The organism is Dactylosporangium darangshiense, assembly GCF_039537565.1.
Taxonomy (GTDB): Bacteria; Actinomycetota; Actinomycetes; order Mycobacteriales; family Micromonosporaceae; genus Dactylosporangium; species Dactylosporangium darangshiense.
This window is the reverse complement of the sequence record NZ_BAABAT010000101.1, coordinates 1-12,359: the sequence shown is the minus strand read 5'-3', so window position 1 is coordinate 12,359 and position 12,359 is coordinate 1. Positions and strand designations below refer to the sequence as shown.

The 12,359-nt window shown below is 68.0% G+C and carries 7 protein-coding genes; 3 read left to right on the top strand and 4 right to left on the bottom strand.

Going from position 1 to position 12,359, the window contains the following annotated elements; genetic code table 11:
* Positions 1–1,713: 1,713 nt before the first annotated feature.
* Both ABD901_RS57185 and ABD901_RS57180 read right to left on the bottom strand, forming a co-directional pair.
* Positions 1,714–1,974: a hypothetical protein gene (locus tag ABD901_RS57185; protein ID WP_345144560.1), complete on the bottom strand. Its 261-nt coding sequence runs from the start codon at positions 1,972–1,974 to the stop codon at positions 1,714–1,716.
* A gap of 583 nt (positions 1,975–2,557) precedes the next feature.
* Positions 2,558–2,851, bottom strand: coding sequence for a hypothetical protein (locus tag ABD901_RS57180; RefSeq protein ID WP_345144558.1), 294 nt, complete (start codon positions 2,849–2,851; stop codon positions 2,558–2,560).
* A 332-nt stretch (positions 2,852–3,183) separates the two neighbouring features.
* Here ABD901_RS57180 and pruA point away from each other — a divergent pair, with 332 nt between their 5' ends.
* Both pruA and ABD901_RS57170 read left to right on the top strand, forming a co-directional pair.
* Entirely contained in the window at positions 3,184–4,815 is a 1,632-nt protein-coding gene (gene pruA, locus ABD901_RS57175; protein WP_345144556.1) for an L-glutamate gamma-semialdehyde dehydrogenase, read from the top strand.
* 278 nt (positions 4,816–5,093) lie between these two features.
* Positions 5,094–5,330, top strand: a complete 237-nt coding sequence (locus ABD901_RS57170) for a hypothetical protein (RefSeq protein ID WP_345144555.1) — start codon at positions 5,094–5,096, stop codon at positions 5,328–5,330.
* 188 nt (positions 5,331–5,518) lie between these two features.
* On the opposite strand, the gene ABD901_RS57165 is transcribed toward ABD901_RS57170, so the two are convergent.
* Positions 5,519–5,764, bottom strand: a complete 246-nt coding sequence (locus tag ABD901_RS57165; protein WP_345144553.1) for a hypothetical protein — start codon at positions 5,762–5,764, stop codon at positions 5,519–5,521.
* 577 nt (positions 5,765–6,341) lie between these two features.
* Here ABD901_RS57165 and ABD901_RS57160 point away from each other — a divergent pair.
* Positions 6,342–7,757: an ISAs1 family transposase gene (locus ABD901_RS57160; RefSeq protein ID WP_345144551.1), complete on the top strand. Its 1,416-nt coding sequence runs from the start codon at positions 6,342–6,344 to the stop codon at positions 7,755–7,757.
* Positions 7,758–7,994: 237 nt separating this feature from the next.
* Here the strand turns inward: ABD901_RS57160 and ABD901_RS57155 are convergent, their stop codons facing one another.
* Positions 7,995–12,347 (bottom strand): hypothetical protein, encoded by a 4,353-nt coding sequence (locus ABD901_RS57155; protein ID WP_345144549.1) that lies wholly within the window; start codon positions 12,345–12,347, stop codon positions 7,995–7,997.
* Between the last annotated feature and the right edge of the window lie 12 nt (positions 12,348–12,359).

Below are 12,359 nucleotides of genomic sequence, written 5' to 3'. Positions count from 1 at the left end.
CAACGCTTCCAAGTCGGCGACCCGCCGGGTCAGCGCCTCGATCCGGGCGTCGCGCTCCGCGATCTCCGCGTCCCGCTCCGCCAGCACCGCATCCAGCCGGGCGAGCCGCTCCAGCAACTGCGCGAGGGACGGCGAACCGGACACGCCGCCCAGGATGCACCAGACCACCCAGCAAGATCAAGACCTGCGCGAACCAGGAACCAGCTGAACAGTTACGCGGAGTGTCACGCATCAAGTGAAGTCAATCTGAAACGAATCAAGTCGGAAGCGCTGGCCAGCGCACTCCTGCACAGCGTCTCCCCCCGCCAGCGGGAGGAGCAGGCAAGACGTCCAGGGTCGCTGGAAAGCGACACGTCACCGCCACCCACCACCATCACCGACATCGCCCGCAGGCATCCCGGGGCGCCGGGTCCAGGGCGGGATACCCTGGCCGGCGGAGGCATTCGCATTGTCACCTCCGGGCAGCGACTGCGAGCCAAGTCTGTGAAGTCAGCGGGCGCAGGTACCGATCCACCCGCCGCGGGGTGGATCGGTACCTGGCGCGACAAGTTGCCTAGACCCGGCTCCCTAACCCAAGTCCACAACCGGATTGTCAGCGACTTTTAGACGTACACCCAACTGTCGCAAACGACACGTTGCCCCCAGGAATAGCAGATTTTTGCGCGCCAAATGTCTCCCGTTTTCCAATAGCTGTTCGATGCGGCGCTGTAGCCAGAACCAGTAACGAGGCGTTCTTTCTGGCCGTTATCAAATTCTAATTGGAGGCTGGCGTAGTCATTTGAGCGGGAACCGTTCCATACCCATGCCCAACTATCCGCGCCGTTGCCAGGGCAGTTGTTCACCTGAGCCTGGTTACCGTGGAACGCAAAGCTCCTCTGGGCGCAATTTGCCATGGCCGGCGAGCCCATGACCGTAGTTGACGTACCTACAGCGACTACCACAACGGCGCCCAGCGTGAGTAGTCGTAGCGACCGACGTGGACGCATTCTCCCGGACAGGCGGCGAATCCGGCCCTTCATCCAAACCCTCCTATGATAGCTGCGGCGGCCGAGGCGACAACGAGTGGCCTCGCAGTCGACCAAACCTTCTCCAGGCCCGACGTGTGGCCCGTGGGGCGGGCGCGCCAGCGATTCTCTGTCGCTATCGACGGAGATGACACGCGATTCGTTCAATGCGCCCGGATGATGTTGAAAAATGTTGGCGCGGGGCTGGCGCGTTCTCGGGGCCAACGCTCCGCCGCGTTCAAGTGCTCGACAGACCGACAGAAGCCAACGCTCTGACCCCTCGACTTATAGCCGCCACCCCGGGTCAAGGACGCGCGTACCTTGTTCGCATCGAGGGTTCAGCGGTTCAGGTCCGCGGCTTGCGGACGGAACCGGCTGGCGGAGCCTCTGGGTCTAGCACTTGGCGTATCCGGTTACCAACACTCGGAGGTGGGGGGATGCGACGATTCAGGGTGCATACGGCGGCTACCGGCAAGGGCCGTATGCGTCGGTTTCCGATACTTTGGTGAGAGGGACGCGTGGCGGGCGCGGCCTACCGGTCTGGTGGTTTACGGCCCCGGGAGCGCAGCGACCGGGGCCGTAGCCCCGTCAGTGGCGGCGTCGTCCTCGTATTTGTACCCGATCACAAAGATGGCTGCCCAGAGGTTACTCCGAGCAGCCACGGACGGCGTCGCGTGCGCCTCGCGTAGCAGAGGGATCGTAACGTTATTCAGCCGTTGTAGAGGTATTTCCAGCTGGGGCTGGTGGTGGTGCCGGTCGCGGCAACCTTCAGCCCAGGGGAGGAGGCGCTGGAGGTTAGCGCGCCGACCCAGAACTGGTTGTCGTTGGTGTTGTATTTGCCAACAATTGTAATATTGGTCGCCTGCTGGGGGCCACCATCGGGGACGTTATAGGTCTGACAGGAGCCAGCGGGCACCCAGTTGGTCTGTTCACCAGGGAAGCCGGCTCTCTCGAACTGCAAGGCCGCCATGTAGTTCCCCTGGGAGCACAGCTGGATCCGGCCCGTAGAGATGGCAGCCGAAGCCGGACCTGCCCCGCCTACCACAACCGAGGCAGTCAGTGCGCCGACGAGGGCAGCACCCGAAGCTACTCGGCGGAGGTGCCGGCGGCTATCGGCGGCTCGCGGTAAAGCCCTCTCATGAAGACGCATCCTTGATCCCTTCTTGTCTGGCCCTCGGGCCGCGGAGTACGAGACGGAGGCCGTTGCCCATCGTGTCGGCCCCTCGGGCCTATCAACGGACACATGGGCTCAGTAGTTCAACATCACTTCGGACGACCTCTGGTCCGCGTACGGGAGCACGCGGGAACCGCACCTGGGCCGTCGAAAGACTGCCGCAACATGACCCGCCGCCTCGAACAGGACTTGCTCGCCGCCGGCGAACACATCGTGCGCGTCCCGCCCAAGCTCATGGCCCACGTCCGCGACGCGGCCCGCGCCTACGGCAAGTCCGACCCGATCGACGTCCTAACCGTCGCCCGCGCAGCACCCCGCGAAACCGGTATGCCCATAGCGTTCCTCGACGGACCGACCGTGAACTGTGGCTGCTCGTCGATCACCGCGAAGATCTGGTGGCTGAACGCAACTGCGCGGTCAACCGCTGCGCTGGCACCTGCGCGACCTCGACCCGCAATCGGACCCGACGGCCAGATCCATAGACCGGCTGAACGCGTTGCTGGCCGTCGCGCAGCAACTGGCCAGGCGGCGTGGCACCGTCGCCCGGATCTCCCGCGTCATCGTCGAACCCTGCCAGCGCCTCACCGTGGAGATCCAGGCGTCCGGGGCCGAGCTCACTGAAGTGACCAAGCACGCCGCGCCGACTCCCGATCCGCGGCTGCGGCGCGCTCACCGCCGCCAAAATCATCGGGGAGGCAGCCGCGATCGGCCTGCTCCGGTCCGCCGCCGCATACACACGGCACGACCGCGCCGCTGCCCGTGTGGTCATCCAACCCGCCCGGCTCCGGCGCAGCCGGGTCCCACTCGTCCGCGGGCGTCTCGGCACGCTGCGTCGGCCGTTCGACCGTCTTGTCCGCGCGCTTCGTCCCGCGGAAATGCAGCCTACGCGCAGCCCCGATGCAGCCCGCGCCGAGAGCCTGAGCGGCGCAAACCGGCCATGCAAGGATGGATGGGCGACACCGCCTGGCCCTCGCGAATGCTGCCGTGACGATGTGGGAGACACTCATGGATGCCTTGTTCGCCGTGCCCGAGCCGAAGAACGAAACGGCGCACGGATACGCCCCCGACACGACCGAGCGGGCGAGCCTCCAGCGCCGGCTGACCGAGCTAACCGCCGACAAGCACGAACTGACCATGACGATCGACGGCGAACAGGCGATGGCCACCGGCGACCCGATCGACGTGGTCCAGCCGCACCGCCACCGCCATGTGCTCGGCGTCACGCGCAACGCCACCACCGGCGACGCCGCCCGGGCCGTGGAGGCCGCCAAGCGCGCCGCGCCCGCCTGGCGCGACCTGCCGTTCGCCGAGCGCGCCGCCGTGTTCCTGCGCGCCGCCGATCTGCTGTCCGGCCCCTGGCGCGACACCCTCAACGCCGCCACCATGCTCGGCCAGTCGAAGACCGCGATCCAGGCGGAGATCGACTCGGCCTGCGAGCTCATCGACTTTCTGCGGTTCAACGTGCACTTCGCGCAGACGATCCTGGCGGAGCAGCCCGCGTCGTCGCCCGGCGTGTGGAACCGGTTCGATCATCGCCCGCTGGAGGGCTTCGTCTACGCGATCACCCCGTTCAACTTCACCGCGATAGCCGGCAACCTGCCCTCGGCGCCCGCGCTGATGGGCAACACGGTGGTGTGGAAGCCCTCGCCGACCCAGCAGCTGGCCGCGCACTACACGATGCGGCTGTTCGAGGCGGCCGGCCTGCCGCCCGGTGTGATCAACATGGTGACCGGTGACGGCCTGGCGGTTTCCGCGGTCGCACTGGCCGACCGGGACCTGGCCGGCATCCACTTCACCGGCTCGACGGGGGTCTTCCGCGCGCTCAACCGGACGGTGGCCGAGAACCTCGAGCGATACCGTACGTACCCGCGCCTCGTCGGCGAGACGGGCGGCAAGGACTTCGTGATCGCGCACCCGTCGGCCGACCCGAAGCCGCTCGTCACCGCGCTGATCCGGGGCGCGTTCGAGTACCAGGGCCAGAAGTGCTCCGCCGCCTCGCGGGCCTACCTGCCGGCGAGCCTGTGGGCGCAGGTCAAGGAAGAGCTGACCGGGACCGCCGACGCGCTCGCCTACGGCGACGTCACCGACCTCGCCAACTTCGGCGGGGCGGTGATCGACCGGCGCGCCTTCGAGCGGAATGCCGCCGTCCTGGATCGGATCAAGAACTCTCTGTCGTGTGCGATTGTTGCCGGCGGTACCACCGATGACACCGACGGTTACTTCGTGCGCCCGACGATCGTCGAGTGCAGCGATCCCACGCACGAGGTGTTCACGACGGAGTACTTCGGCCCGATCCTGGCCGTGCACGTGTACCCCGACGCCGACTACGACGCGGTCGTGGCGCAGGCCGAGTCCGTCGCGCCCTACGCGCTGACGGGCTCCATCTTCGCCACCGATCGGCGGGCCATCGATCGGGCGGCGCAGGCGCTGCGCTTCGCCGCCGGCAACTTCTACATCAACGACAAGCCGACCGGCGCCGTGGTCGGGCAGCAGCCGTTCGGTGGCGGGCGGGCCAGCGGTACCAACGACAAGGCCGGCTCCTGGCACAACCTCCTGCGGTGGACCTCGCCGCGCACGATCAAGGAGACCTTCGTGCCGCCGACCGACCACCGCTACCCGCACATGGGCAGTTTCTAACTTGATCTTTAACCTGTGCGCGCCGTGGGCGGGGACTGAGAGATTTCTTTGTTCCCGGCTTCCGTGTGCTGGCTTTCGCGCTGGTTGCTGTGGTCACGATGTGGACGTCGTGGCGTGGGGCCGGTCTGGTGTTGCGGCGGCCGGGTGGGCGTCCTGGGCCTGGTTGGCTGGGTTTCGGTGCGCGGGCGGGGCAGGAGGGAGGCTGTCGCATAGCTTTCGATCTTCAGTTGTCAAGAGTTGGCGCTGTATCTGGCCACAGTGGACGATCATGTCGTGCCGTGGCATACAACTTCATCTCCTGCAGCGCGGACGACTTGTCGCTGCCGCGACATGACCTGCGTGGGTGGCTGCCGCCGCAGCATCTGTGCTGGCAGGTCCTGAAAGTCGTCGCTGGGCTCGACCTGTCGGAGTTCCTACGGGGCTACCGCACCGACGGCCAAGGTGCGGCGGCGTATCCACCGCAGGTGCTGCTGAGCTTTGTGCTGTACTGCTACTGCCCGGTGCGATCACAGTGATGGTGATCGTTGTCCTTCCGGGGACTACGGGAGGTCGTGTTTGGGCACGGCTGGCGCGGCTCGGCCGGGAAACCAGCGTCGAGCTGAGCCTGATCCGCAACGACGGCGTACCGAGGTGTCGTGACACGAAATCCCGCCCGGCGCCCAGTCCCGCTGGCTGCCGACATTCGCCGCAGCAGCATCACCATCTACCCGGCGGCAACGATCACGCGGCTGCTCGCGGAGAGCACCTGCAACCCCAGGTGTTCGGCGTCGCCCTTGCCGAACTCCGACGTGACGCCCAGCCTCGACGGCCGACCTTCGAGGAGTGCCTGCCGTAGGTCGTCGCGGCCGCGGGACCCGGTGCGCGACGGGCGGCGAGCGCGTGGGCGGGCCAGCCGATCGACGAGATCGCTGCCAGCGAGATCGGGGCCATCCGGCTCGTCATCGTCCACAGCGCCCGCAGCCGCTGCGACAGCCGCCGCAGCTGGCACGCCGGCGAACTGTTGGTTGCCGGCGCCCGCGCCTACAACAGCCGCGCTATCGACGACGGCCTCATCGACCCCGCCGGCAGCCCGCCCACCGCGTCAGCAAACCCCGACGCCTGCCCAGTACCCGCCACGCACGTGCCCCGGACAAGCTGACCGAGATCAACCTCGTCGCCCGGACCACCGGCAACGACGTCATCCTCGGCGCACTCCTGCTCCGCCTGCATACCGAACAGCCTGCCGACGCGGCTACGCCCCCGGCCTTCGCCGGATGGACCTCGACGCCGGCCGCGGCCTCATTCTGCTGCGGGAAAGGGCGGTACCGTCCGAGGTTCCAGGGCCATTGCGTAGTCGCGGGGGAAGTCGTTGGCCTGGGTCGATATGGGGAGTCCGGGGTGGTGTGAGGCGGGTGTGGTCGCCTCGATGATCATGGAGTTGCTGAGGCCCACACGACTCCGAGCAAGGCCCACACCCGCTGATGCCATCTTGGCTGATCGACGCTGTCCGACTTGACCCGACCTGCGGTATCGACCTACCGGCTGCTGTGCAGCACAACGAACAGCGGGATCTGCTGCGGGCGTTGGCCGCGGTGCCCGACCCTCGGCACCGCCGCGGGGTGCGTTACCGGCTGGTCAGCCTCCTCGCGGTGGCGGTGTGCGCGGTGCTGGCCGGGGCGACCACGTTTGCCGCGATCGGCGACTGGGCCGCCGACCTGGACGAGGCGGCCCGCCGCCAGCTCGGGTTCCTCGGCCGTATCCCGGCCGGCAGTACGGTGTGGCGGTTCCTGGTCCGCATCGACGCGCAGGTACTACAGGCGGTGTTGACGGGCTGGCTACGCCACCGCCTGCCGGCCCGGCCAGTCCTGGGGCGCAAAGACAGGATGGTCATCGCGGTGGACGGCAAGCTGCTGCGCGGCGCACGGCTGCCCGATGGAAGGCACGTGCACCTGCTCTCGGCCTACGACACGGACACCGGCATCGTGCTGGCTCAGGTGGCCATCGCGGCGAAATCCAACGAAATCCCCGCCTTCACTGTCGGCGCTCAAGGAATTCCCCTGGCAGGCCGAAATCCGCTCACGCAATTCCCCTGGTCGCCGCTCGCCATGGACCGCGGGTGGTCGCTCGCCGTCCGCGGCACCGGGCCGACGAGCGCAAGGGCAAAGAGCAGCACCGAGGAGCGGGCGGGGCAAGGTAACGGCGGACGCACCAGCTCGCGAATGCCGCCTCTGCCGGGGCCGGCGCTCGTCGTCCCCCAGAGGAATTCCGTGAGCCGATCCCAGAGGAACGCCGTGAGCGTCCACATCACCCCGCTGCTGGATCAGCTGCGGGCTCAGGTCGGGTCCCTCGCCGGCACGATCATCGTCGCGGATGCGTTGCATGCCCAGGTTGGCCATGCCCACGCCGTCAACGTCCGCGACGGTCAGCTGATGGTGACCGTGAAGGCGAACCAGCCGACGCTGCACCCCCAGCTCAAACAGTTGCCGTGGGCACAGGTCCCGGTCGGCTACCGCACCCGCGACCGCGGCCACGGCCGCCGGGAAACCCGCACCGTCAAAGCGCTGACCGTGGCCACGCCGGGCGGGCTCGGTTTCCCGCATGCCGAGCAGGCGGTGCGGATCACCCGCACCCGCACCGCCAGCGGCAAGACCACCCGGGAGACGGCCTACCTGATCGTCACCCTGCCCGCGGATGCGGCCCAACCCGACCAACTCGGCGACTGGGCCCGCCGCGAATGGCATATCGAGAATCGCCTGCACTGGGTACGGGACGTGACCCTCGCCGAGGACGCGCACCAGGCCCGCATCGGCAACGGCCCCGCCGTCGCCGCCGTGCTCCGCAACACCGCCATCGGCTACCACCGCAGCAACGGCGAACCCAACATCGCCCGCGCCACCAGACGCGCCAACCGCCGCACCCACGACCTGATCAGCGCCGTGACCAGCACACCGAGAACGCAATAGCCCTGTCCGAGGTTCAACCCGGCGTCGGCCGCCTCGCCTGCGACGACGAATGCGACCCGGCCAGCGCCGAAGCCATGAACCGCTAGGCCGCGATCAGCACCATGATCGACCGCATCACTCAGGGCCAGCCAGCCACCCGGCAGCAACGCTGGCACTGGCCCGACGAATCATGACCCACTGCTCAAACACGCTCCGACGCGTTGGGGCCAAGACCGGCAAACGGTAGAACGATGGTGGTCATCGCCGCCGACCGTCTGCTGAAGACTCTCCATGCCGACGTTGATAAATCTCAAATGCCAGCTCGTTCGCGCGAAGGAAAGAATCCCTACCCCCGTCCCTGGCCTGTAGGACTTGAGCCGACGCGCGAATCTCGGCAGGGCTAGGGCCTGGATCGCCCCAAGTGCGCTGCCATCGGGTCACCGCCTGATTTTCACCAGGAGCAGGCTGATAGTCGCCAGGAGCGGACGGCCAGTCCTCGGCGACATCGGGTTGCTGGGATGAGCTGCCGGCGAACGGTGCGGATCCGCCACTGTCGATCATGGCGTCGTAATGGCCGGGTGTGTTGGGCTCGGGCGACCTGGTGAGCCGGAGTCGTAACAGCGGCCACTGCGGGTCGACGTCGGTGAGATCCGGATGCCGGACTGCACCTTCCGGGGTGTGGACTTCCGGCCGCATTTGAAACACGACAGCAATAAGGTTGAGGAACATGTCGCTGTCGCCGTAGGTCGGATCCGACCAACGGCGTTCCCAGTCCATGACCGCGGCGACAACGGAATCGGTAGTGATCGGCCGCCCTTCCGCATCCCCATTTTCGTAGGCTTTCGCATAAGGTCGAATCACGCGCTTCGCAAGCTTCTTATTTGATGACAGCGCGGAAGCAATATGCGCCGTCATGCCGGCCACGACTACTCCGAACTGCCGGTCGGAAATGACGCTGTCCGTTCCCTGCAGGAATAGCCGGTCGGGAACACCGTTAAGAAACTGCCGCCTATCACTACTGCCAATAAATCGAGCCAGTTGCCGAGGTGCGCTGAGGACAGTGGCGGACAGCAGACACCAACCGTTCGCCGGCACGCTCGCAGGGACCAGCGTAGAGGAGGGTACGGCCGGCGTAGCGGAGGACGCGGCCGCCGTAGCGGAGGGCCGTCGCCGGTGATGCGGAGGCAGCGCGACGCCGGAGCCGTGATCGCTGCTGGCGTCGTGCCGTCGCTTCCGCGTGGATGGGCTGGGCATCGCTGCCCGGGTGCGGTCCAGCCTGCCGGGCATCGTGGGCGGCGTTTCGGTGCGTCCGAGCTCCGGGGGTGTCTGCGCGGAGGAAGGTTCAGGTGTTCCGCCGGGCCCGGCGTTCACCGGGTCGGGTCCTGCCGGCTGCGTGCCAAGCGCGGAGGTGGCGGCGAAACCGCGCCGCGGGGTGACGCTCGACCCGTCGGCGTCCGGTTCGACTGAGTCCCGAGCAAACTCGGTCCGTCGCCGGTGATGCGGAGGCAGCGCGACGCCGGAGCCGTGATCGCTGCTGGCGTCGTGCCGTCGCTTCCGCGTGGATGGGCTGGGCATCGCTGCCCGGGTGCGGTCCAGCCTGCCGGGCATCGTGGGCGGCGTTTCGGTGCGTCCGAGCTCCGGGGGTGTCTGCGCGGAGGAAGGTTCAGGTGTTCCGCCGGGCCCGGCGTTCACCGGGTCGGGTCCTGCCGGCTGCGTGCCAAGCGCGGAGGTGGCGGCGAAACCGCGCCGCGGGGTGACGCTCGACCCGTCGGCGTCCGGTTCGACTGAGTCCCGAGCAAACTCGGTCCGTCGCCGGTGATGTGGAGGCAGTGTCGGCACACGCTGCGGTCCCGGTCCCGTCTCGGCCGGGAGATCAGCATCTGTCATGTCCTGGTCGCCAGGGGCGTTAACAGCCGTGGCCGCCTGGGACGTAGCCGCACCCCACCCCTCCCGCGGCGGGACCGGCGAGAGATCGGCGAACCTCCACCATTCCTGGAACCGGCTGTAGCTGACTAGGTCGCCGACCATGTCGAGCACTTCTTGTTGGGTGTAGTAATCGTCGGTGCCGGGTTTGCGCTGTTGCCGCATCTCTTCTACCCAGCGCCTCACCCATTCGACTGTTGTTTTTGACTTCAGCCGGCCACTATTGTGGTACCTATCGAGCGAATTCTGATCTATTTCCCCCGCGTCCATCATCGCTTCCAGCAACGCCTTCAAATTGTCATGCCCGCCCTTACCGGGCCGCCACTCCAACACCTCCGTCGGCGTCGGTCCCGGCCGTTCCGACGGGACCGGCGGGACAGCGGCCTGCAACGGCTGCAACCTCCACCTCAACACCTTCGGCCGCGGTTCCGACCGTTCCGACGGGCGATCGACGCCCCTCCACCATATGCTGAGCCGGCTTTGGCTGACTAGGTCGCCGACCATTTCGCGCACGTCTTTTTGGGTGTAGTAATCGTCGGTGCCGGGTTTGCGCTGTTGCCGCATCTCTTCTACCCAGTGCCTCACCCATTCGACTGTTGTTTTTGACTTCAGCCGGTCAATATTGCGGTACCTATCCAGCGAATTCTGATCTATTTCCCCCGCGTCCATCATCGCTTCCAGCAACGCCTGCAAGTTGTCATGCCCGCCCTTACCGGGCCGCCACTCCAACACCTTCGTCGGCGGTTCCGACCGTTCCGACGGGACCGACGACGACGGGCCTGCGGCCTGCCGCCCCTCCAGCGGAGTCGGGGTGTCCGGGTGGACGGACAGGTCGGCGGCCTGGCCTTGGCTGGGATGCGAGCCGGGATCGGGATGGACGGTGGTGGCCGCGGGTTGCTGGGATGAGCTGCCGGTGAACGGTGCGGATCCGTGACTGTCGATCATGGCGTCGTAGTGGCTGGGTGTGTTGGGCTCGGCAGTGCGCTCCCGCCCGCGATCCGGGTCGGGTCGCATACCGGTGCGGGTGGTGGCGGCCGGGTGGAGCATCGCCACGCTCAGCGTGGTATCAGACACCCGGGCACCCGCGCTCACCGCGCCCACGGCGTCGACCCGCAACAGCCGGCCGTCCTCATCAACCGGCAGGTACAACGCTCCCTGCAACACCAGAGGCACCACGGGCAGACCACCCTCCGTCGGGCGGGCCAGGTCGATCTCCTGGTACCGCCCGGCCACGCCAGCGGTCTGGGTCTCCACCACCACCAACCCCTCATCAGAAGACCGCCGGTGGACCACCACCACATGCCGGTGGCCGTCGGGACGCTGGACCCACACCACCGTCAACATCCCCGCCGCCAACCCGATCAGATCCGCCACCGCAGCAGGACGGAACTCCCCGCCCAGCCGAGCCGCCACCATCTTCGGCGTCAACACCACCATCCCCGCGTCGTAACCCCGCGACGGCACCCCAACCGCGGTAAGTACCTCATCCACCCGCGTCAGACAGTCGTCCTGCACGCCGTCCCACCGCTTCAACCGCTCCACCGCATCAGCCACCACCGCGTCCACCACCGGGCCTCCGCCCGGCTCGGCCGACGCCGTAACCGGCGCCAGCCACCCGCCGTTGGCGTCGAAACGGTGGGAAACACTCGCCCGATCGGTGATCTCCCAACTGTCCCGGTACCGGGACAGGGGGACCATCGGGCTCGCTGCCGGAACGCCGGTCAGCTCCGCCGCGACACCAGCCGCCCCGGCAAACAACGCCGAACCCATAGCGAAATGCGCATACGGCAATGGCAGCAGCGGCGACGATCCTCTCACCCGCGTGTGCATCGCGGCATCGCCCGCGTGCTGCCCGACAACACCCCCCGCCGTTGCCGGCGGGAAACTCTCAGGCAGCGTCGGCTGCGGTTGCGGTTGCGGGGTGGTCGGGTGGGTTGCGGCGCTCGGTCGCCCGGCCGGGTAATGCGACGTCCCCGCCCGGCCCCCAGCGGCGGCCGCGGACGGACCGCCGACGTCCGCAGCAAGGTCCGACGGCACGGCCGCATCCACCGGGCCCGGCAGTGGCGGGGCCGGTGACTGCGCAGCAATCTGCCGGTCGTTGCCCGTCGCGTCGGGCGCCGCCCCGGCCGGCAGCGTCGAACGCGGCGCACGGTGCAATGGCGACGGCGAAGCATCCGAAGATATATGTACATACGGCAACAGGCGCACACCGGTCAGCCCCCGGCCGGTGCCGGCCTGAACGAACAGGTACCCCGGCGGTGACCACACACCATTGGGCAACTCCCGCGTCCCCGACGCAACCGCCGACGGCGACGGAACCGACGACGACGGCCCCGCCACCGGCCGCTGTTCTTCGCCGCCGCCAGACCGGGCCAGGCGCCGCGTGACAGCGCGGAGCCGGTGCATCCCCGGCGCAGCACTCGCCGGCGGATCGACCAACCCAGGCACCAGCGACACCGGCCGTGCCACCCGCGATCCGCCACCACCACCCCGCCCCGACACCCGCACCTGACCCAACCGGCCCTGCGCATCCACCACCAACCGAACCGGCCCCCGCAACACCGCCGGCACCCGCCCCGGACCGATCTCCACCAACGACGACCGACCCCCCACCTCCGGCTGCGTCTCCACCATCACAAACCGGCCATCCTCGGCCACACGCTCCACCAACACCACATGCTGCGGCACGCCCGGCCGCTG